This is a genomic window from Stenotrophomonas thermophila (assembly GCF_001499715.1).
Lineage (GTDB): Bacteria > Pseudomonadota > Gammaproteobacteria > Xanthomonadales > Xanthomonadaceae > Stenotrophomonas > Stenotrophomonas hibiscicola.
This window is the reverse complement of sequence record NZ_CVIW01000003.1, coordinates 79,424-100,494: the sequence shown is the minus strand read 5'-3', so window position 1 is coordinate 100,494 and position 21,071 is coordinate 79,424. Positions and strand designations below refer to the sequence as shown.

At 64.7% G+C, this 21,071-nt stretch carries 21 protein-coding genes and 1 tRNA gene; 6 read left to right on the top strand and 16 right to left on the bottom strand.

Annotation, left to right across the window (positions count from 1 at the left end):
- Window positions 1–40 precede the first annotated feature (40 nt).
- Window positions 41–577 (top strand): GspH/FimT family protein, encoded by a 537-nt coding sequence (locus BN1263_RS03350; protein ID WP_080398767.1) that lies wholly within the window; start codon window positions 41–43, stop codon window positions 575–577.
- Window positions 578–625: 48 nt separating this feature from the next.
- Here BN1263_RS03350 and BN1263_RS03345 read toward each other — a convergent pair.
- The 11 genes from BN1263_RS03345 to grxD form a co-directional block, all read right to left on the bottom strand.
- Window positions 626–702 (bottom strand) — tRNA-Asn (locus BN1263_RS03345).
- A gap of 78 nt (window positions 703–780) precedes the next feature.
- Window positions 781–1,203: a type IV pilin protein gene (locus BN1263_RS03340; RefSeq protein ID WP_019659012.1), complete on the bottom strand. Its 423-nt coding sequence runs from the start codon at window positions 1,201–1,203 to the stop codon at window positions 781–783.
- A 38-nt stretch (window positions 1,204–1,241) separates the two neighbouring features.
- Window positions 1,242–4,991, bottom strand: a complete 3,750-nt coding sequence (locus tag BN1263_RS03335) for a pilus assembly protein (RefSeq protein WP_058979567.1) — start codon at window positions 4,989–4,991, stop codon at window positions 1,242–1,244.
- A gap of 11 nt (window positions 4,992–5,002) precedes the next feature.
- Window positions 5,003–5,521 (bottom strand): PilX N-terminal domain-containing pilus assembly protein, encoded by a 519-nt coding sequence (locus BN1263_RS03330; protein ID WP_058979565.1) that lies wholly within the window; start codon window positions 5,519–5,521, stop codon window positions 5,003–5,005.
- A gap of 2 nt (window positions 5,522–5,523) precedes the next feature.
- A complete protein-coding gene (locus tag BN1263_RS03325; RefSeq protein ID WP_058979563.1) occupies window positions 5,524–6,684 on the bottom strand; it encodes a PilW family protein in 1,161 nt (386 codons plus the stop codon).
- A 2-nt stretch (window positions 6,685–6,686) separates the two neighbouring features.
- Window positions 6,687–7,160, bottom strand: coding sequence for a type IV pilus modification protein PilV (gene pilV / locus BN1263_RS03320; protein WP_058979561.1), 474 nt, complete (start codon window positions 7,158–7,160; stop codon window positions 6,687–6,689).
- Window positions 7,157–7,672 carry a GspH/FimT family pseudopilin gene (locus tag BN1263_RS03315; protein ID WP_058979559.1) on the bottom strand — a complete coding sequence of 172 codons (516 nt, stop codon included), beginning with the start codon at window positions 7,670–7,672 and terminating at the stop codon, window positions 7,157–7,159. The genes pilV and BN1263_RS03315 overlap by 4 nt, the downstream gene beginning before the upstream one ends.
- Before the next feature lie 160 nt (window positions 7,673–7,832).
- Window positions 7,833–9,221, bottom strand: a complete 1,389-nt coding sequence (ppnN, locus tag BN1263_RS03310; protein ID WP_005408855.1) for a nucleotide 5'-monophosphate nucleosidase PpnN — start codon at window positions 9,219–9,221, stop codon at window positions 7,833–7,835.
- 252 nt (window positions 9,222–9,473) lie between these two features.
- Entirely contained in the window at window positions 9,474–12,695 is a 3,222-nt protein-coding gene (locus BN1263_RS03305; RefSeq protein WP_058979557.1) for a TonB-dependent receptor, read from the bottom strand.
- Between the two features lie 232 nt (window positions 12,696–12,927).
- Window positions 12,928–13,704 carry an SDR family NAD(P)-dependent oxidoreductase gene (locus BN1263_RS03300; protein WP_058979555.1) on the bottom strand — a complete coding sequence of 259 codons (777 nt, stop codon included), beginning with the start codon at window positions 13,702–13,704 and terminating at the stop codon, window positions 12,928–12,930.
- Complete coding sequence (gene grxD / locus BN1263_RS03295) at window positions 13,701–14,021, bottom strand: Grx4 family monothiol glutaredoxin (RefSeq protein ID WP_005408852.1); 321 nt, start codon at window positions 14,019–14,021, stop codon at window positions 13,701–13,703. The genes BN1263_RS03300 and grxD overlap by 4 nt, the downstream gene beginning before the upstream one ends.
- Before the next feature lie 121 nt (window positions 14,022–14,142).
- Here grxD and BN1263_RS03290 point away from each other — a divergent pair, with 121 nt between their 5' ends.
- Entirely contained in the window at window positions 14,143–14,721 is a 579-nt protein-coding gene (locus BN1263_RS03290) for a superoxide dismutase (protein WP_058979595.1), read from the top strand.
- 114 nt (window positions 14,722–14,835) lie between these two features.
- Here BN1263_RS03290 and BN1263_RS03285 read toward each other — a convergent pair whose 3' ends face one another.
- The 3 genes from BN1263_RS03285 to purE all read right to left on the bottom strand — a co-directional run bounded on the left by BN1263_RS03285 (window position 14,836) and on the right by purE (window position 16,950).
- Window positions 14,836–15,177, bottom strand: coding sequence for a carboxymuconolactone decarboxylase family protein (locus tag BN1263_RS03285; RefSeq protein WP_058979553.1), 342 nt, complete (start codon window positions 15,175–15,177; stop codon window positions 14,836–14,838).
- Window positions 15,178–15,301: 124 nt separating this feature from the next.
- Window positions 15,302–16,450 carry a 5-(carboxyamino)imidazole ribonucleotide synthase gene (locus tag BN1263_RS03280; RefSeq protein ID WP_058979551.1) on the bottom strand — a complete coding sequence of 383 codons (1,149 nt, stop codon included), beginning with the start codon at window positions 16,448–16,450 and terminating at the stop codon, window positions 15,302–15,304.
- Entirely contained in the window at window positions 16,447–16,950 is a 504-nt protein-coding gene (gene purE, locus BN1263_RS03275) for a 5-(carboxyamino)imidazole ribonucleotide mutase (protein WP_005412808.1), read from the bottom strand. The genes BN1263_RS03280 and purE overlap by 4 nt, the downstream gene beginning before the upstream one ends.
- A gap of 58 nt (window positions 16,951–17,008) precedes the next feature.
- Here purE and BN1263_RS03270 point away from each other — a divergent pair, with 58 nt between their 5' ends.
- The 4 genes from BN1263_RS03270 to BN1263_RS03255 all read left to right on the top strand — a co-directional run bounded on the left by BN1263_RS03270 (window position 17,009) and on the right by BN1263_RS03255 (window position 19,721).
- On the top strand, window positions 17,009–17,278 hold the full coding sequence (locus BN1263_RS03270; RefSeq protein ID WP_019659024.1) for a Trm112 family protein: 270 nt from the start codon (window positions 17,009–17,011) through the stop codon (window positions 17,276–17,278).
- Window positions 17,275–18,126 (top strand): carboxylating nicotinate-nucleotide diphosphorylase, encoded by an 852-nt coding sequence (gene nadC, locus BN1263_RS03265; RefSeq protein ID WP_021203580.1) that lies wholly within the window; start codon window positions 17,275–17,277, stop codon window positions 18,124–18,126. Before BN1263_RS03270 ends, nadC begins: the two co-directional genes overlap by 4 nt.
- A 175-nt stretch (window positions 18,127–18,301) precedes the next feature.
- Window positions 18,302–19,303, top strand: a complete 1,002-nt coding sequence (locus BN1263_RS03260) for a DUF2272 domain-containing protein (protein WP_058979549.1) — start codon at window positions 18,302–18,304, stop codon at window positions 19,301–19,303.
- A gap of 67 nt (window positions 19,304–19,370) precedes the next feature.
- Window positions 19,371–19,721 carry a DUF3301 domain-containing protein gene (locus BN1263_RS03255; protein WP_005408844.1) on the top strand — a complete coding sequence of 117 codons (351 nt, stop codon included), beginning with the start codon at window positions 19,371–19,373 and terminating at the stop codon, window positions 19,719–19,721.
- Window positions 19,722–19,767: 46 nt separating this feature from the next.
- Here BN1263_RS03255 and BN1263_RS03250 read toward each other — a convergent pair whose 3' ends face one another.
- Together BN1263_RS03250 and BN1263_RS03245 are read right to left on the bottom strand one after the other, a co-directional pair.
- Window positions 19,768–20,220, bottom strand: coding sequence for a ClpXP protease specificity-enhancing factor (locus BN1263_RS03250; protein ID WP_019659028.1), 453 nt, complete (start codon window positions 20,218–20,220; stop codon window positions 19,768–19,770).
- An 83-nt stretch (window positions 20,221–20,303) separates the two neighbouring features.
- Window positions 20,304–20,939, bottom strand: a complete 636-nt coding sequence (locus BN1263_RS03245) for a glutathione S-transferase N-terminal domain-containing protein (RefSeq protein ID WP_058979547.1) — start codon at window positions 20,937–20,939, stop codon at window positions 20,304–20,306.
- Window positions 20,940–21,071 lie beyond the last annotated feature (132 nt).

Sequence of the window (21,071 nt, the reverse complement as noted above, 5' to 3'; positions counted from 1 at the left end):
CTGATGGCGCCGGCGACGCTGGACGAGGGAGGCTGGACTCATGCGCCACTGCCCAATCCCCAGCCCTATGGCGCCGCGAGGCATGCACCTGGTCGAACTGATGGCGGTGGTGGCGGTGTTGGCCGTGCTGCTGGCCGCCGGATGGCCCACCCTGCATTCGATGCTGTTGCGGCAGCGTGCGGACGCCACCCGTATCAACCTGCAGACCGGACTCGCTGCTGCGCGCTACCAGGCGATCATGCGCCGAAACTTGATCGGCATCTGCGCAAGTACCGATGGCCACCACTGCGGCGACGACTGGAGCCAGGGGTGGGTCATCTACAGGACAAGCGGCCGGCGCGAACCCCCCTCTTCTGCCGACGCTATTCTGATGCACCAGGCAGGCTTTCCGAACATCAAGATCCGGGGAACCACCAGCAGTGGCCGGCCGCAGCTTTACTTCCAACCGGATGGCCGCAGCCCTGGAGCCAATCTGACGCTGCGCATCTGCGCGGACGGCCGTGAGCACTCCCGGATAATCGTCAGCAACAGCGGGCGCGTCCGATCAACACGGACCAGGACCGATCGACCCTGCTAACAACAAAAAAGGCCTGCGGATGACCGCAAGCCTTTGATGCGTATAACCTGGCGCCCGAAGTTGGACTCGAACCAACGACCCCCTGATTAACAGTCAAGTGCTCTAACCGGCTGAGCTATTCGGGCGGGGAGGCGCATTGTAATCACCTCGATCAGAGAGTGCAACACTCCTGCCCACGACGCCCGCCGGCGCGCTTTTCCACATCACCAGCATTCGGACAGCGTGCCCTTGGATGTCTTCACATTGGCCTGGTTGAGGGACAGGTCACCACACTTGTCTTCGGCCTGAGCATTGGCAGCCGTCGCCGTAAACGTAAACGTCGATTGCGCGGTTTCCATGGACAAGGTGTAGGCCGCAGTGCCGCCCTCGCGTGGCGAGTTGATGGAATCAGCTCCGCCCGGGAAGGTGAAGCCCACATAGGTGTTGTTGATGGTGTGGTAGCGCTCGGCCAGCTGCGCATACTCCACCAGATCGGCCTTGGCCTGCGCACGCCGCGACTTTCGCACATGTTCGCTGTAGTTCGGGTACGCGATCGCAGCGAGGATCGCCACGACTGCCACCACGATCATCAGTTCAATGAGAGTGAATCCGCGGGCCAGGCGGCCAGGGGCGAACGTCGTGTGCATTGCAGCAACTCCATTGATCGACGAAGCACGGACACTACTCACTGGATCTGCCTCCACGACTGGCGACCACACGGGTAAGGCAAGTACATCGGTTTTGCACCTGCCACCGAAATCTGCATCAGGCAGGCCTCGCCCGGCGGCGTCGGTGGAGGAGTTCCTGGTTCACCCGGATCCGGCGGCGCAAGGCGAGGGACAACAGAGGTCGTGACATCCCTGACCGGTGCGTTGCCGCCCGTTTCCAGGGGTACACCGGCCGTACCTGCCCCCGGCGACGTGCCGTCCGGCGCACCGAAGCGCACCTGCGACATTGCCGCTTCGCCACTGCCGGCCTGCAGGCCAAACACCCAGTTCGCGCCATCCACCGAGCAGCCCTTGGCCTCGGACGGGATATAGGTGGGCATGAACACCACTCCGGAAACGATGCGCGGATTGCCGACCGCACGCTCCTTGTTGGACAGCGTTACGGTCCAGCCGCGGCTCAGCGCCGGAACAGTGCCCGGAAGCAGGGTGCGAACGCCATTCTCAAATTGCGCCGCGAACGGGCGCAGATTGGCCGACGTCAGCGTAGCACTGGGCTGCCCGGTTTCAACGTCATTGATGCCATACAGCGCCTGCACCGCAGCGTCGTTCTCATCGCCGTAGTACGAGAAGCTGCCGGTGCCGAAGATCAGCATCACGCCACCGGATGGGCCTGTGGTTACCGTCAAGCCGCCGGTGATGGGTTGGCGATAGGTTCGCTTGTCACTGCGATCGACATGGGTATCGGTGGTGAACAGCGGAACCGTCGGTGCCGCGTCGGCACGCAGGTCGAACTTCCAGACCGCTCCGCGCTTGTCAGCACCATAGACGGTATCAGCAAGACCATCGCGGACCCGTTCGTTCTGTCCAGCCCCACCCCAACGATCCACCACCACAATGTTGCCCAGCCCATTGCTGCCGGCAGGCAGATCCGTACCCGACTCGACCGCCTCGATCATGCGGATGGTCGGCGTATTGCCAGCCGCCATGTCGACCACGAACAACACGGCTTTTCCGCTCTTGCTTTCATAGCCATTGCCAAAGATCGCCCGGAAGCCCACCGAGCCGTCAGAGTTCTTCATCGGGACGATCACCGGCTTGCCCAGCACGTAGCCGATATTGTTCCTTACGTCCTCATCCAGCGAGGCATTGAGATCACTAATCTCCCACAGCAGCGAACCGGTGCCGCCGAAGCTGGCCGGATCAGACACATCCAGCGCGAACACGCTGCGCCCACCGGCACCCGCCGTGCCGACCAGCGAGGTCGTCCAGCTTCCGCCGCTGTAGGTATCACTGATCGTCACCGGGCCATCGACATAGTAGCGATGCTGGAAGCGCTGGACGTTCTGGTTGGTGGGATCGTTGGGCAGCAACAGATTGCCCATATGACCCAACGATGTGGATGGGATATAGGCAAACAGCTCCTTGCCACCATCGCTGTCCATCTCGCCATCCGCGCCCATGCCGCCATCAAAGGCGTGCAGCATCCCGTCGTTGGCAGCCGCGTAGACCATGTAGCGTCGGTCATTGCGCTTGGTGACCATATAGTCGGCATAACTGGTGCCCATCGCGCCTGGCAGGCGACGGAAGCCGTAGTCATCGAGCGGCGAGCTCAGGGCCGGCGTAGAGGTGATGATGTCCCCAAGCACTGTGGTACGGTCGCGCAGCTTGCCGCCGCTGCGCTTTTCGTTGGTTGTGTCTCCACGCAGGTACGCAACGGCGGTAGCCGAATTCGTGGCGAGCCCTTCGAGTTCCGAGGCACTGCAGATCAGCATGCCCGGATACATCACACTCGACTTGTCGCACAGGTTGGCCAGGCTGACATTACTGCCGGTGAAATCAACCAGTTCACCGTTGCGCCAGAAGCGGATGCGGCGTGATGCGGCCGCTGGCATCTTCGCCGACGCTTCCCATGCCTCCTCCGAGACAATCCCGCGCGTAGATTCGTCCACTTTCAGCGAGTAGGCATGCAGCCTGCCGTACCAGTCGGTGCCGTTGTTGGTCGCCTCGTAGAACGGCTCCACCGACAGCGAGCCCACGCCGATACGAGCCCCCGTCAACGAACGCGAGCCGGACGGCGTGGCCCCCTGGGCAACATTGCTGATGATCCGGCGCATGGCAGCGGTGATTTCGCCCGGGCGCGTGGCGTTGACCATCTCGCCGCGGGTGTCATACACCGCGTTCCACAGCTCGTCGACCGCTTCCGGCTTGAGATCCTGCGTCGTGGTCGGGAAATTGGGCTTGACAACATACGGATCTGGGCTGAGCACCCAGGGCCTCTTCGGGTCCGGAAGGTACTTGACGCCGAACTCTTTGCCCTGAGTACCCAGCGTCACACCGTAGAAGTTCATGTGCAGTTTCTTGTTGCAGTCCAATGACGGGTCCGGACTGGAACTGCTGCACTCTGCAGGAACCGGCACAGAGCCGTTATCAAGGTCTTCGACTAGTGGGCCCTTGTAGTAAGGCGCCACCAGGTCCTTCATCAGAGTATTGTTACCGCTTTCATTGATGTACCCATCAGTGAACAGCATGCCCGCATTCTTCTGGCAAGCCAGCAGCACAGGCGCACCTTCATCCGTGCGCTGGAACTGCTGGCCAAGGTATTTTGCGGCAGAACGGTTAGGCGTGGAACCACTGGCTCGCATTCTGCTCATGATGTCGTAAAGCAACTTCGACTTTTCGGTCTCGTCGGTCATGTTGTGCATCTTGACCTGCTCACGATCATTGATTCGGAACCAGCCCACGCGCAGGTTCGTAGTGCCATGCAGCGCATTGGTGGCCGCACCGATCAACGCTTCGCGACGGGTCCGATACAGGCTGAACCAATTGGCGAAGTTCTGCATCGCCTTGTTGTACTTGGCCTGGTCCTTGTTGAAGTTATCCAGTTTGATCTCATACCTGTAGAGCGTACCCGGACGCCCGCCAACGGGGTTGGTCACCGCCACCGGGGATGCGGTATAGCCGTAATCGGCCGGCAGCGAGGCCGGGTTTTCCAGGTAGAACGTGGCTGGATAGAACACCATTGCGGCACTGCAGCTTCTGCTCAGCGTCACCTTCTGATTCAGCACAGCGAAGCCGTCCTTCACACTGCTGTTCCGGCTGGTAATATCGCTGCATCGATTGTTTTCAATCCTCGTATCTTTCGGCAGTTCCATACCGCTATAGAACTGAAAACGCCAGTTTGCGGCTTTTCCGCTCACAACAATGGACGTCATTGTCGAATTGGCAGCGAGATTAAGGATGCCGGTCTTCTTGCCGTCTGGCGTACCCGGTCGCGGATCCAGGGGCGCTGCGGCCGGATCAATCGGAACACTTGGGAAATTGGCAGCCGAACCCGTAAGCCCGGTCTTCCAGGAATCATAGGTCTCGCGAGGATCAAAGTAGGAGCCGTTGACATCCGGAGATCGCACAAAGCCATAGGCATCCAATGGCGGAACTGCCAGATTTGAATCTCGGCCGTAGCTGGGGAAAACATAGTGATACATGTTCCCGGAATCGACATAGCCGTACGCCACATTGCCACTGTAGAAGCTCGTCCCGCTCCAGCGATAGACACCGTCGCGGGTATTGTTCAGCACCTCCCACAGCATCGAGCCGGAATCATCCAGCGCCATCAGGAAGGCCGGTGCCGTCTGCACCTGGATGTTCAGCGGCGCCTGCGCCAGCGTACCCTGGCCCTGGGCCGCCATCAGGGTATAGATGAAGTAGCCCCCACCCAGCGCCAGTGCGGCGCCACCTGCGGCCATGAAGCGGAATTTGCGCGAAGCCATGGCCTGCGTCCTCAGAGTTTGAATACGGTATCGATGACCACTGCGGACGAGCTGGCATCCGCATCGTCAGTGGCAAATCCGGTGATCTGGTAGATCGGTGTGATGTCTTCCAGTGGCCGCCCCATCTCCAGCGCCGATTCACCAATGACGCAACTGTCGATCTGCCTTACGTTGACGGCAGGGCGAGTATCGTCGCGGCGCTCCACGGCCCAATCGGCCGGGTCGAATCCGTCATCGCAGACCCGCGTCACATCGCTGGCCTGTACCAGGCTCTCGTCGCCGACATCCTGGCGATTGGCGATCTGTTCCACCGTGCGCTCGGCTGCACGCACCACACCTTCTGAATTCTGGAACGCCCGGTTGGCGGCTCGGTAGTTGGCTGCCATCTTCTCCTGCATGCCCGCCACCTGCATGCCAGCGATACCCAGCAATGCCAGCAGGATGAGCATGATCAACGCGACATACAACACCGCACCGCGTTGCTGGCGGGGGGCGGTGACGGGTCTGAATGAACGCTGGAAATGGGGCATGATCAGTTTCCGAACAAGCGATTGCGCAAGGCAATCGACACTTCATAACTGGACCGGTAGCGACCGTCGGGCTTGTCACTGTTGGTGAACTCAACGCCGAGCACCGATAGCGCATTGGCCGATTGGGCCGAGGACGACGGCGATGGGCTGCGCGCCAGCAATCCAACCTGCACCTGCCCCACGCGCAACCACTGTGCAGCACCCTCGGCATTGGCATCCGTGCTGACCCCGCCGGCTGCGTCGAGCTGGGTGATGTTGCCGGCCGGCGGAGTGCTGATACTGATGTTGGCAGTGTTGTCCAGGCCGTACATCAGCTGCAGGCTTTCGATGCCTTCCACCAACTCTTCATTGATCGTGTACTCCCCATCGCTGTCGGCACGCGCTCGCCGCAGGCCAGGCTGTTTCGTCTCCGGATTGATACCCACGTAATAGACCATCGACTCGGCGCGATAGAGCATCGTCTGCCCGGTTGGCTGGGCCACGTAGCGCGACAGGTCCAGAGAGGTCGCAGTCACCCGCGCAGCGCTCAACGTGCCTGCGAACACATCGGCATGCCCACAGTCAGCGATGCCGAACAGAGTAGGCGTGCTGATGCCATCGCTGGTCAGGCGCGCGACGTGGTCACTATCCACGTCCAGGAGTGCATCGCCGCCATTGGAAGAGATCGCCGTGACCGGCGCCCCCATCGGGGCGAAGAACCGGAGCAGCAGCACATCGCTGCCGCCGGCCGGTGCCGGGCTCAATCCGGCGATCGCGGCCGGCAGGCCCTGGGGCGCCGACCAGTCCGCGCCCAGCGCCAGACTGCCACCGGGAGCAGTGTCGGGAGCGTCGAAGCCCTGGATGGAAACACTGAAATCCAATGGACTGCCATCACCGGAGGTCGCACCGAGATGCGATACCGGGTCTCCCTGATTCTTCACTACATGGGCCTGGTCGTTGACGCAGCCCATGTGCCCGGCCATCCGGATGTCCCGCTCCAGGAAGTCCAACGCGAATCGTGCATTTTCCTGGACGCGGGAGGCCCCCTCAGACAGGCGCGAAGCCGTCTGTGAGGCAATGAACACCTGGACCACGCCCAGCATCAACACCAGGCTGATCACCAGCGCAACCATCAGTTCGACCAGCGATAGACCAGCCATGGCGGTACGATGTTTCATGGTCATGCTCACAGTTCCGTCGCCAGCGCGAAGGTAGTGGCCTTGTCCGGATCATCCGGATCCCAGCGCTGGTCGCCCCAGGTGATCGCGACGTTCACGACGCCCCCCTTGTAGGTCACCTCGGCGCCGGCATCGTCACCCAGCGCCTTTACAACCTGGCATTGCCAACGTTCAATTTTTGCAGCAATAGCGACGTCGCCGGTATCGGCCGTGCACGCCTTCTCTGCGGTTTTGCTGCCTGCCTCAAACGACGCGGCGGTGTACCACGCCGCTTGATAGCGGTTGCTGCGCATCTGCTCGGTCAGGTCGTAGGCGAGATTGGTTGCCTGGGTACGATAGTTGGCGCTCTGTACGAAGCGGACGTTCATGGTCTGCAGCAGGGCGAATCCCAGCAGGCCGAATGCCAGAACGATAATTGCAATCAGCACTTCCAGCAGAGTGAAGCCGCCCGCTTGGCGTGCGCGGATGGAACGCGGGTTCATGAGCAGGTTTCCTTGGCGCTGCGGATCTGCCCAGAGGCATTTACCGTAAGAGTGCGTTTGTCCAGTGCGCCCTTGCTGCACACATCCGGCTCCAGCTGGATCGACTGATCGCTGGCGGCCCTGCGGCGCCCCCGCCCATCGAAGGCGATCTCTTCCGACGGCCCACTCAGCTGCAGCTTGGGGCTGCCGCTGACGAACCGCAGTACGGTTTCCTCGGAGGACATCGAGCCATCACCATCGGTGTCAGTGAAGGCCAGCATGCCGGCAGACCAGTTACCGTCACAGCTCGCGCCGTCGCTGCTGCCACACACGCCACCGCCGCGGTTGCTGCGAATTGCCTCGCTCCGCGCCAGGCTGAGCAGGCCCAGGACTTCATTGTTTGCCGACGCAACCCGATTGGAGCGGAGAGTGCCTTGGAAACTCGGAAAGGCGATCGCGGCCACGATCGCCAGCACGGCAACCGTGACCATCAACTCAACCAGCGTGAAGCCGTTTTGCCGGCGCAAAGACATTGGACGCTCCCCAGCGTGTTGGTGGCCACGATGGGCCATCGCCCCGTCACCGGCAAGCGGCGGCAGGATGAACGGTCAATCCGGGGCGACGGGCGTCAAAGCCTTGACGACCCGCCCTCCCTACCCGTGCCGGCGCGATCCCCATCGCGCCGGCGCAGGCTCAGGCCAGCACCTGGTAGCAGGGCTGGTATTCGCCGGAGATCTTCATCCGGCGCTGCTCGACGAAGGCGCGCAGCAATGCGTCCAGGGCCTGCATCATGTCCGGATCGCCATGGATCTGGAACGGTCCGAACTGCTCGATGCGGCGCATGCCGTCCTCCTTCACATTGCCGGCCACGATGCCCGAGAACGCCCGGCGCAGGTCGGCCGCCAGCGCGTGCGGCGCACGCCCGTGGTGCAGGTCCAGCGCGGCCATCGCCTCATGGGTCGGCACGAACGGCTGCTGGTACTCCCACGGAATCTCAATCGACCAGTTGAAGAAGAACGAGTCCTTCTGCGCCAGGCGGTGCTCGCGCACGCGCTTGATGCCGTTGGCCATCTTCTTGGCCACCGCGACCGGGTCACCGATGATGATCTCGTAGCGCTCGGCGGCAGCATCGCCCAGGGTCAGGCGGATGAAGCGGTCGATCTGCTCGAAGTACGGCGCCGCCACGGTCGGGCCGGTCAGGATCAGCGGGAACGGCAGGTCCTTGTTTTCTTCGCGCAGCAGGATGCCGAGCAGGTACAGGATTTCCTCGGCGGTGCCGACGCCACCGGCAAACACGATGATGCCGTGGCCGATGCGGACGAAGGCCTCAAGGCGCTTCTCGATGTCCGGCATGATCACCAGGTGGTTGACGATCGGGTTCGGCGACTCGGCCGCGATGATGCCCGGCTCGGTCAGGCCGATGTAGCGCGTCACGGTGCGGCGCTGCTTGGCGTGGGCAATGGTGGCGCCCTTCATCGGGCCCTTCATCGCGCCCGGGCCGCAGCCGGTGCAGATGTCCAGGCCGCGCAGGCCCAGCTCGTAACCGACCTGCTTGGTGTACAGGTATTCATCGCGCGAGATCGAGTGGCCGCCCCAGCACACGACCAGGTTCGGGTCGCCCGGGTTGAGGATGCGCGCATTGCGCAGCAGGCCGAACACCGCGTTGGTGATGCCCTCGGACGACTCCAGCTCGGCCGCGTAGGCCGGGCCCATCTCGATGGCCATGTAGGCCAGGTCGCGCACCACTGCGAACAGCAGTTCGGCGACACCGCGGATGATCTCGCCGTCGACGAAGGCCATCGCCGGTGCGTTGACCAGATCGATGCGCACGCCGCGATCCTGCTGCGCCACCTGGATGTCGAAATCGGGGTACAGATCGCGCGCCGCGCGCGGATCGTCAGAGGCGCTGCCGCTGGTCAGCACGGCCAGCGCGCAGCGGCGCAGCAGCTCGTGCATGCCGCCGGCAGACGCATCGCGCAGGCGGGCCACTTCGGCCCGCGACAGCACATCCAGCCCACCGCGCGGGTAGATCCGCGCGTCCTGCACCGGCAGTGCGCGGGCTGATTTTTCGTTCGTGGTCATATCCAATTTTTCGCTTCCTTCAAGGTTTCCGACTGTACTGCCGCCCCCTTAAAAAGCAAAACGGCCGGGAAGCCCGACCGTTGGATGTGTGCTTCCTGCGTTCGCCTTTCCGGCACCGCATCGGCGGCGTTGGCACCGCGCACATTTCCGCATGCTACGCCGATGCCAGGGGACCTGCAAGGACTTTCGCATGAAAGGAAAACGGCCGGGTTTCCCCGGCCGTTTTCACTTACTGCTTCAGGTTCTGACGCATCAGAACTTGTACTTCAGGGTCAGCTGCATCGACCAACGCGACACGGCGGTGTTGCCCTTGTCGTTGTTGTTTTCCTGCACCGACGGGTTGTCGGTCGAACCGGTGAAGGAGTACACGTACTTGCCGGTGGCCGGGTCGATACCTGCGTAGTTGGCAACGCGACGGGTGGAGTAGAAGCCGTAGTCGTCGATCAGGCCCCACTTCTTGTTCAGCAGGTTGCCGACATTCATGATGTCCAGGGCGACTTCACCCTTGTGACCCTTCATGAAGCCCGGGAATTCCTGGCTGACGCGGACATCGAAGCTGTTGACCCACGAGGCGCGGTGGCGGTTGGCCGGGACCACGCTGCCGCGGTAGGCATCGAGTTCCGGATTCTGCGCCAGCCAATCGAAGAACTGCTTCTCCATCGCGGCACCACCGGTGAACAGCACGTCGCCCGGACCCTTCGGCACGTAGAACAGGTCGTTGGTGGCAGCACCGTCGCCGTTGGCATCGTTGTAGAAGATGTAGCTGTACGGACGGCCCGAACGGCCTTCGTAGAACAGGCCGACGCGGGTGGCGTTGTCACCGAAGAAGTTGTGCTTCCACTCCAGGGTGCCGGTGACGCGGTCCTTCATCGCATAGCGCGAGTTGTAGGCCACGTTCTCGTTGGCATTGAAGATCAGCGTGTTGTTCCAGTTCGAGGTGTTCTGCGAGCTGGACAGCGGGCTGACCTCGGTCGACTTGGTGTAGGTGTAACCCAGCGACCAGCCCCAGTTCTCGGTCAGCGGCTTGGCCAGCGAGAAGGTAGCCTGGGTGCCGCGACCCTTGTCGGTGTTGCGCAGGACCAGCACATCGCCGATGTCGGACGGACGGTTGGCGCGGTCAACCGCACCCTTGGTACCGGTCGACATGCCGTAGTCGACACCCTTATCGATGCGAGTGTTAGCCGAGTTGCGTCCAGCATCGTTCCAGTAGATCGCGCGGCCATCCTGACCGAAGGCGGTCGGCGCCGACACATCCAGACGGTCGAAGTAGATGCCGTCCTTGACCTTGGTGAACAGCACTTCGGCCGACGCGACGATGCCGTACCACGGCAACTCATGGTCGAACGCCAGGTTGGCCTTCCACACCGACGGCAGGCGGGTGCCCGGCGCGATGATGTCGACGTTCTGACGGGCCGAAGCCGGGCCACCGGCCGGGATGTACGGGTTGTTGCCGTCCGGAGTGAAGGCACCGGCCGGGATGCTGCGCTCGTCGTACTCGATGTAGTTCAGGCCAGTGTTCTGGTAGGCACCTGCCAGCCACACGTTCGGGGCGGCGCCGCCGAACAGGCCCACGCCACCGCGCAGCTGGGTCGGGCGATCGCTGTCGAAGGTGTAGTTGAAGCCGACGCGCGGCTGCACTAGGTTCTTGTCGACCAGCTTGGTGTTGTTGAAGCCGTACAGCTGCTCGATGCGCGGGTTGTACAGGCGCTGGGTGCTGAAGTCAGGCATGTCGATGCGCACGCCGAACATCAGGTTCAGGTTGTAGTTGATTGCCCAGGTGTCCTGCACGAACACGCCGGTGTTCTTCAGGGTGAAGTCGGCCGGGATGTCGCTGCGGCTGCCATCGGCGCGCGGAGCACGCAGCTGGTAGCGCGAAGCCTTGCCCGCCAGGAAATCGTTGACGCTGTTGAATTCGTACACGCCGTTGAGGTTGCGGCCGTAGAAGTTCATCAGGTCATTCTTCGAGTAATCGAAGCCGAACTTGACAGTGTGGTCACCGATGTACCAGGTACCGGCACCAAAGGCGCTCAGTTCCTTCGACTCGACGATGTTGACGTGGGTGTTCTGTTCGGTACCGACGTACAGCGAATCGTTGCCCGACTTGATGCGGATCTGCGGCATGTCGACCAGCGGAACGCGGTTGGCCGAGTAATCCTTGTGCGAGACCTTGAACTCGGTCGAGAAGTTCTCGGACCAGTCACTGAACAGTTCGCCCATCCAGGTTTCGTACTCGGTGGGCTGCTGGTACCAGAAGTTGCTCAGCGAGATGGCGCTGCTGCTGACCTGCGGGAAGCGAACGACGTTCTGCTCCATCTTGTTGTAGCGCAGGGCCGCACGGTGGTTCTCGTTGATGTTCCAGTCCAGCTTGACCGCATACTCTTCGATCTCGGTCTTGCTGTTCGGCGCCGTCAGGCTGCCCGGATCGTAGCCCAGCTTGCCCAGGAAGTTCTGGACGTCGGTGATCTGCTGCTGGGTGATGGTGCCACGGCCGATCGGCGTGTCGCTCAGCGCGACGCCCGCGGCCGAGCGCTCGTACTTTTCGTAGTTGGTGAAGAAGAACAGCTTGTCCTTGACGATCGGGCCGCCGAAGGTCATGCCGTAGGTCTTCTCGTCCTCGAAGCCGTTGAAGTCCTGCTTGTCACCTTCCAGGCGCGAACGGACCATGTCCTTGTCGCGGTACGAGCCGTACACGGTGCCGTGGAATTCATTGGTGCCCGACTTGGTCACGGCGTTGATCACCGCACCGGTACCACCGGCGATGGTGGTGTCGTAGTTGGCCAGGTCGATGTTGATTTCCTGGATGGCGTCCATCGAAACCGGCTGACGCTCGGTCGGCAGGTTGTTGGAGCCCAGGCCGAACGGATCGGAGGCGCTGATGCCGTCGATGCGGATGGCGTTGTAACGGGTGTTCTGGCCACCGGCCGAGATCGCGCCGTCAGCCTTGCTGACCTGCGAGATGCGCGGATCCAGGCGGACGTAGTCCTGGATGTTGCGGCTGGCCGACGGCAATGCATCCATCGTTTCGCGGGTAACGTTGGTGCCGGTGCCCATCTTGTTGGCGCTGAACAGGTCCAGGCCGCCGGCAGTGGCGACAACGTTCACCGCGTCCAGGTTGGTCGCAGCCAGATCACCGCCCAGGTTGGCATTGACGGTGTTGACCTGGTTCAGGTTCAGGTAGACACCTTCTTCGGTCTTGGTGCCTTCACCGGGCTTGGTGATGGTGATGGTGTACGGACCACCCACGCGCAGGCCGCGCGCGTTGTAGCGACCCGACGCATCGGTGGTGGCACGCGAAACAGTGCCCGACTCGGTGTGCGTGATGGTGACTTCAGCGCCGGCAACAGGCTGGCCTGCGGCGGACATCACCTGGCCGCCGACACCGGCGGAGGTGCTGCTCTGGGCGAAGGCGGGAGCGGCAGCAAGTGCAGCCACGAGACCAAGGGTAAGCTTGGACATCCGGAGTGGGTGGGTCATTTTTCGGTAGCCTCGATGCGAGTTGGCGATGGCGGAAAAAAAGCGCATCCAAGCAGCCCTGCGGGTGGCTGATCGGAGAGTTATCTGGGGTTCCCTACCGCTCGGCTGAAGGCAGCCCTAACGGTTAACACTAGATTAACACGCTACGCCATCAATGTGACGGTTGTGCGACAAACGGCACCGGTTCGCAACGCAATCGTGACGGGCTCTTCACTCCGTCTTTCCCCGGCACTCACTCGGCGGGGGGCGCCTCGCTGGCATCGAGAATCTTGCCCCGCCAAGCGGCGCCAGCGCCCGACAACAGGGTCACGGCCGCGGCGGCGGCGGCCTCCGGGCCTTGGGCGGCCGGGTCCTGGTCGACGGAATAGGCCCGGGCCCGCAGGGCTGTGCGCAGCGGACCGGGGTACAGGCCACTGACCCGTACGGGGCTGCGGCCGAGTTCGTCGTGCAGGCTGGCGATCAGGCCACGCAGGCCATGCTGGGCCACGCCATAACCGCCCCAGTAAGCCTGCCCCACCCGTTCGGGAGCATCGACCGCAAACACCAGCGCCGCATCTTCACGCTGCCGCAGCAGCGGCAGGCAGGCCTGGGCCAGCCAGGCCGGCGCGGTCAGGGTGACGTGCACCGCGCGGGCGAAACTGGCCGGGTCGGCCAGTTCAAACGGGGTCAGGCCAGGGAAGTGAGCGGCACAGACCAGCAGGCCGTCCAATCCCCCCAGCTCGCGCTGCAGGGCCTGGGCCAGCTCGGCATAGTCGTCGGGGCCCGCACCTTCCAGGTCCAGTGGATACAGCAGCGGCTCCGGGCCGACCGCCTGCACCTGGGCGTAGACACGGTCCAGGCGGCGCGGCTTGCGGCCCAGCAGAACCACGGTAGCCCCCGCGGCTGCGGCAGCAACGGCAGCCGCACTGCCCAGACCACCGCCGGCGCCGGCAACCAGCACTACGCGCCCCTGCAACGGGCGGCCATCGAGCGCCCCGTCGGCCGGTGACGTCGATGGCCAGGCACTCATCCCTGGGTCGCCTCTTCGACGATGCGCTTGAGCTCGCCGGCTTCGAACAACTCCAGGACAATGTCACAGCCACCAATCAACTCACCGTTGATGAACAGCTGCGGGAAGGTCGGCAGGTTGGAAAAGCGCGGCAGGTTGGCGCGGATCTCGGGTTCTTCCAGCACGTTGACGGTGCGCAGGGTGACCGCGCCGGCCGCCATCAACGCCTGTACCGCGCGGCTGGAGAAGCCGCACATCGGGTATTGCGGGGTGCCCTTCATGAACAGCACGAGCGGGTAACGATCGACCTCGGCCTGGATTTGCTGCATTACCGCCACAACCACACTCCTTGCTTCGCCGGACAAACCGACCGCGGTGGTCGGCTAGACTGCCCACGGTAGCCGCCATTGTAAGCGGATGGAACCGGCTGCCGCCGCCCCTCTGGCCACGAACCTGTCCATGCCTGTTGAATTGCCTGCCCTGCCCTACCTTCCCGGCTCCCTGCAGCCGCACCTGTCCGCGCAGACCGTGGAACTGCACCACGGCCGCCACCATCGCGCCTATGTAGATGCCGTCAACGCCGGCATCCTCGGCACCGAGTGGGAGGAAGCGTCGCTGGATGAGATCGTCCGCCACGCCCAGGGCAGGCTGTTCGATGCGGCCGCCCAGGCCTGGAACCACGGCTTCTATTGGCAGTGCCTGCGGCCGCGCGGCGGGGGGGAGCCGCAGGGCCGATTGGGCGAGCTGGTCAAGCGACAGTTCGGTGACGCGCAGCGCCTGCGCGAGGAGTTCAACCGCACGGCGTTGGGCCTGTTCGGCTCGGGCTGGGTGTGGCTGGTGCAGCATCCGGGCGGGCAGCTGGGCATCCAGGCCACCCGCAACGCAGGCACACCCCTGACCGGTGAGAGCACCCCGCTGCTGTGCTGCGATGTCTGGGAGCACGCCTACTACACCGAGTACCAGAATGACCGGGCGCGTTACCTGGATGCCTTCTGGCAGCTGGTCAACTGGGAATTCGCCGAAAGCCAGCTACGCTGAGGCAACGGCTCCGCCCCGGGGTGGTGCCGGCCGCTGGCCGGCATCCCCATCGGTGTACAGAGATGGCGAATCTGCCGGCCAGCGGCCGGCACTACCGGAAAGCAGAGCGTGGCTTCACGCGTTCTCGTGCGCGGCCACCGCGTCCATCACCCGTGCCGAATACACCAGCGCGGCGCCTGCATTGAGCGACACCGCCACGCCCAGTGCTTCGGCGATTTCCTCGCGGCTGGCGCCATGCTTCAGCGCTGCATCCACATGTACGGTGATGCAGCCATCGCAGCGGGTGGTCACCGCCACTGCCAGCGCGATCAGTTCGCGGGTCTTGGCATCCAGATGGTTGGTCTGGGCGCCGGCATTGGCCAGGGTCGCGTAGCCCTTGACCGCGTCCGGCGAGAGCTTGCCGATCTCGCCGATACGGCCCTTCAGTTCCTTGCGGTAGGCATTCCAGTCGAGCATGGCGTGACTCCTGTGAAAGGAGCTCCACGCTACCACCGGCAATGGTGCGCCGATGCCTGCACCGGCGCGCCACACCGTTGCAGGCATACAAGGTTGTGCCGGCCATTGGCCGGCACGCCCGGGCTCAGCGATTGCGCAGCGCGTGTACCGCCGGCGCCACCTGGGCCTGGCGGTCCAGTTCCAGGCCAACCTGATCCAGCGCATCGGCCAATGCAGCGGCATCATCGTCGCGCAACGTGGCGTGGCCGACCTTGCGGCCCTCGCGCGGCTCCTTGCCGTAGTCGTGCCAGTGGCCGCTGGCCTGGGCCAGTACCGGTGCCGGGTCGGGCATCACGCCCAGCCAGTTCAGCATGCAGGCGTGACCCAGCATGCGGGTGCTGCCCAGCGGCAGGCCCAGCACGGCGCGCAGGTGATTCTCGAACTGCGAGGTTTCGCTGCCTTCGATGGTCCAGTGGCCGGAGTTGTGCACGCGCGGCGCCATCTCGTTGGCCAGCAGTTCGCCATCGCGGCAGAACAGCTCCAGCGCGAACACGCCGACGTACTGCAGGTGCTCGGCAACGCGGCGGGCATAGCCGATCGCGGCCTGCTGCTCGGTGTCGGACAGCACGGCCGGGGCCACGCTGGCCGACAGCACGCCGTCGACATGCCAGTTGCCGGTGACCGGCCAGGCCTCGAAGCTGCCATCGCGGCCACGCACGGCAACCACGCTGACTTCGCGCTGGAAGGCCACGAAGCCTTCCAGGATCAGGCCGGTACGCTCGACCTGTGCACCCAGCGCATCCCACGCGGCATCGATGTCGGCCTCGTTGCGCAGGCGGAACTGGCCCTTGCCGTCATAGCCGAGGCGACGGGTCTTGAGGATGCACGGCAGGCCGAATTCGGCGGCCTTGGCGGCCAGTTCGTCGCGGCTGCGGATATCGGCGAAGGCCGGCAGCGGAATGCCCAGCTGCTGGAACAGGGTCTTCTCGCTGAGCCGGTCCTGTGCGACAGCCAGCGCCGACGGCGGCGGGTAGACCGGCACGCGGTCGGCCAGCCACTGCGCACTGTCGGCCGGCACATTCTCGAAATCGAAGGTGACCACATCGACCTTGGCAGCGAAGTCCGCCAGGGCCTGGCGGTCATCGAAGGCGCCCACGGTGAGCGGCGCCAGCGGGCCGCTGCAGGCATCAGCGGCCGGGTCATACAGTTCGAAGCGCAGCCCCAGCGGCGCACCGGCCAGGACCATCATGCGGGCGAGCTGGCCGCCGCCCAGGATGCCGACGGTCAGACTCATTGGCGCGGATCGTCGTGGGCCATCACGTCTTCGGTCTGGCGTGCACGGAAGGCATCGAGCGCCTGGCCGATCGCCGGCTGGTCGCTGGCCAGCATCGCAGCGGCGAACAGCGCGGCGTTGGAGGCGCCGGCGTTGCCGATGGCGAAGGTGGCGACCGGGATACCGGCCGGCATCTGCACGATCGACAGCAGCGAATCCATGCCGTTGAGGGCCTTGGACTGCACCGGCACACCCAGCACCGGCACGGCGGTCTTGGCCGCGATCATGCCCGGCAGGTGCGCGGCCCCGCCGGCACCGGCGATGATGGCGCGCAGGCCACGCGGGCCTGCCTGCTCGGCGTAACTGAACAACACATCCGGCGTCCGATGCGCGGACACCACCTTCACTTCGAACGGAACACCCAGGGCTTCAAGCTTCTGGGCGGCGTGCTGCATGGTTTCCCAGTCGGAACGGGAGCCCATGACGATGCCGACAAGCGGCGCGATCGGGTTGGGGGTCATTGGCCGTCACCTGCCTTAAAGACGTATTCTAGCCATCTTCCACGCAAGACGAAGAACCATGGATCGCAAGCTGCTCGACCTGCTGGTGTCGCCGGACACCCGCCAGCCCCTGTCCCTGCTGGATGGCAAGGGCCTGGAAGCCCTCAACAAGGCCATTTCCGCCGGCGCGGTGACCAAGGCCGATGGCAACCCGCTGGCGCAGCCGCTGCGCGAGGCACTGGTCACCCGCGACCGCAAGCAGGTCTTCCGCGTGGACGATGGCATTCCGGTGCTGCTGGCCGAGGAAGCCATTCCCACCGCCCAGATCGCCGACTTCCCCGCCGCATGAGCGCGCTGCCGACGCCGGATGCGGCCGTTGTCGCCGCCGATGTCGCGCGTGCGCTGGCCGAGGACCTGGGCAGCGGCGACGTCACCGCTGCGCTGCTGCCCGACCAGGCCGACAGCGCTTACCTGCTGTGCAAGCAGGACGGAGTGATCGCCGGTCGCCCCTGGTTCGACGCCACCCACCGCGCACTCGACCCGGAGGTGCGCATCGAATGGCGTGTCTCCGAAGGTGACCCGGTCACTGCCGGCACCGTGCTGGCCCTGCTGCACGGGCGCAGCCGCAGTCTGGTCAGTGCCGAGCGCACCTCTCTGAATTTCCTGCAGACGCTGTCCGGCACCGCCACCACCACCGCCCGCTACGTAGCGGCAGTGGCCGGTACCGGCACGCGCATCCTCGACACCCGCAAGACCCTGCCCGGCCTGCGCCTGGCGCAGAAGTACGCGGTGCGCTGCGGCGGTGGCGAGAACCACCGCTTCGGCCTGTACGACACGGTGATGCTGAAGGAGAACCATATCCGTGCCGCCGGTTCGCTGGCCGCAGCGGTGGCCGCCGCACGCCGGCAGTGGCCTGCGCTGCCGCTGGTTGTGGAGGTCGAAGACCTGGCGCAGCTGCGCCAGGCGTTGGAAGCCGGGTGCGAACGCATCCTGCTGGACGACTTCAGCCCCGACCTGCGTCGCGAAGCCGTACGCATCACGGCCGGCCGCATTCCACTGGAAGTCTCCGGCAGCGTCGGCCTGGGCGGCCTGCGTTCGATCGCCGAAGACGGCGTGGACTGCATCTCCATCGGCGGGCTGACCAAGCATGTGCAGGCCATCGATCTGTCGCTGAAGCTGGGCCCGCCTCCGGCTTGAGGCCTGCGGGACGTTGTCGAGCCTACGCTCGGCTGCTTCTCGATCTGCGGCGCGCCCTGCACCCGCTTTGCGCGATGAGCCGAGCGTGGGCTCGGCTCTGCACGACCGGAACGCCTTCACGGCTCGGCTACGCCAGCCTCTGCGACGCTGCCGGCATCCCCCACAGGAGCCGCGCATGCGCCGGATGCTCTTGCCTTCCTGCCTGCTGCTGGCCGCGGCGCCGTTGTCCGCAGCGGCCGCCGAAGCCTGCGACGTACCGCCCCGCTTCGGCCTGAGTCCGTTGGCGGTGGCCATCCGCAACACCGCCTGCAATGAGCACCGGCTCTGGTACCGGCCCTTCATCGATCGTGAAGGCCGTGCCGCCAGCCTCAGCGTCACCGAGGCCGAAAGCGATCACCTGGCCGACAACGGACTGATCGCCTGGCAGCGCGTGGCTGGCTACTGGCGAAACAGCGGCACGCTCAACGCGATGGGCAGCATCGCCGGCGCCAGCAGCTGCCTGGCGCCGCTGGGCACGCGCTACACCGACAGTGACTGCCGCGCGTTCCTGATCGACAACCCGTGGTCGGCCGCGTTCATCTCCTGGGTGATGGTGCAGTCCGGCGTTCCTGGCTTCAATACCTCGCCTCGCCACATCGACTACATCCGTGCCGCATACCAGGGCGGCCCCTCGGGCGTGCCGTACCGGCTGGTCGACCCGGCCACGGCCAAACCCGCGCCGGGCGACCTGCTGTGCTTCCTGCGCGACCGCAGCACCACGCTCAGCTACAGCGGGCTGGTGCAGGCGCTGGGCAACGGCTCGGTGGGCCACTGGAAGTCGCATTGCGAAGTGGTGGTGGCCGCCAACCTGGGGGGCGACCAGACCCTGTACCTGGTCGGTGGCAACGTGATGAACACCGTAGCGATGCGGCTGCTGCCGCTGGACCGGACCGGGCTGATCAAGCTGCCACCGGCGCGCGAACGCAACAGCACCGGCATCGACCCGAGCTGCACGCCCGGGCGCGAGGACGAATGCAGCTTCAACCGCCAGGACTGGGCAGCCCTGCTGCAGCTGACTGCAACCTCACCGCTGGTGATGCCCTCGCCCACTGCGACGCCGATGCAGCGCACTCCGGCACCGCAACCGGTCATCGTGCCCGCGCAGCCGGTGTCCAGCGAACCGCAGCCGCGGCGGTGAGTGCAGCGCTTGATCCGGCGCGCGTTCGCCGCCATCTTTGTGGGATCGACCTCTGACGGCTGACGCCATGCCTACCCTGCTGCTGTTGCTGATTGCCGGCGGAATCATCTACTTCTTCTGGAACGCGGCACGCTCGGCCGCAGAGCGCGCCGTTGAATTGGGCCGCAATGCCTGCCGCGCAGCTGATGTGCAATGGCTGGACCAGGCGGTGCACGCCACCGGCCTGCGCCTGTCGCGCGGCGAGGATGGCCGGCTTGGGTTCGAGCGCACCTTCAAGTTCGAGTATTCCTACGATGGCATCGATCGCCACGTGGGTCGCATGGTGCTGCGTGGCGACCAGTTGATCTCGTTCACCGGCCCCGGCGCGGCGCGGATCAGCCAGATCCGCGCGGATGTGGACGATGCCGAGGATGTGTAAGGGCTGAAGGCGTGCCGACCAACGGTCGGCACCCACCGTTACTTGGTTACTTGACCACGCGCAGGTTCGGCCGCCCCTTCGGCGGCGGGCTGGCTGGCGGCGTATCGTCCGGCGGCGTGCCTTCCTCGTGCAGCAGTTCGTCGCTGGTCGGCGCGGTTTCGCTGCCCGGGATGTCATCCGGCAGCGCCATGCCCTGCCCGGTCTCGCGGGCATAGACCGCCAGCACGGCGCTGATCGGCACCTGCACCGGGTAGCTGGTACCGGAGAAGCGCGCCGAGAAGCTCACCATCTCGTTGTCGATCATCAGCCGTACGACGGCACGTTCGGCGATGTTGAGCACGACCCGGCCATCCTTGACCGCCGAAGGCGGCACCTGCACGCCGGGAACGCCGGCGTCGACCAGGATGTGCGGGGTCAGCTGGTTGTCGTTGATCCATTCCACCAGCGCCCGCAGCAGGTACGGGCGGTGGCTGGTCATGTGGAAGAAGTCTTCGGTCATGCGTGAAGTGTACGCGCCCGGCGCCCCGCCGGGGCGGATCGCCTGCACGCCGGTCGGCGTGCAGACGGGTAACGCGGGCCGGATCAGGTCGGCAGGTCGCGCAGCTTCTTTTCCTGCTCGGTCAGGCTGCGGACGAAACCGGGGTGGCGGAAGATGCGGTTACCGTAGTCCTCAATCGCCTTGCCATCCTTCGGAAGTGGCACATCCAGCGATTGCAGCCGCCAGATGATCGGGGCCATGGCGCAGTCGGCCAGGCTCATTTCCGGGTTGAGGAAGAACTTGCTGGCCTTGAACAGCGGCAGCGAGGCGGTCAGCAGTTCCTTCAGGCGCTTGCGCCCGGCCTCGGCCTGGGTCTTGTTGCCCAGCTGGATGGCCTGCACCTGCGGCACCCAATCGTGCTCGATGCGCAGCATCGCCAGGCGGATGCGCGCACGCGACAGCGGATCGACCGGCATCAGCGGCGGATGCGGGTAGCGCTCGTCCAGGTACTCGCTCACCACCGACGCGGCGTAGAGCACCAGCTCGCGCTCCACCAGGGTCGGCACCGAGTGGTACGGATTGAGATCGATCAGGTCTTCGGGCGGGTTCTGCGGATCGACCGGAACGAAGTCGAAGGTGACGCCCTTGGCCGCCAGGACCAGGCGCACCCGGTGGCACAGCACATCGTCGTTCGAGGAAAACAGCGTCAGTGTATTGCGCATGCGTACGCTCGCCGCCATCAAAGGCTCTCCCACGACAGGAGACCGCCTGCCGCATCGGCGCCGCCGGCACCGTGCCGACGGTCGACTCCTCCCCGAGTGTGCAACCGACCATCACAAAAGCCAATAGGCCCGTGCGATGGCCGGCGGCCG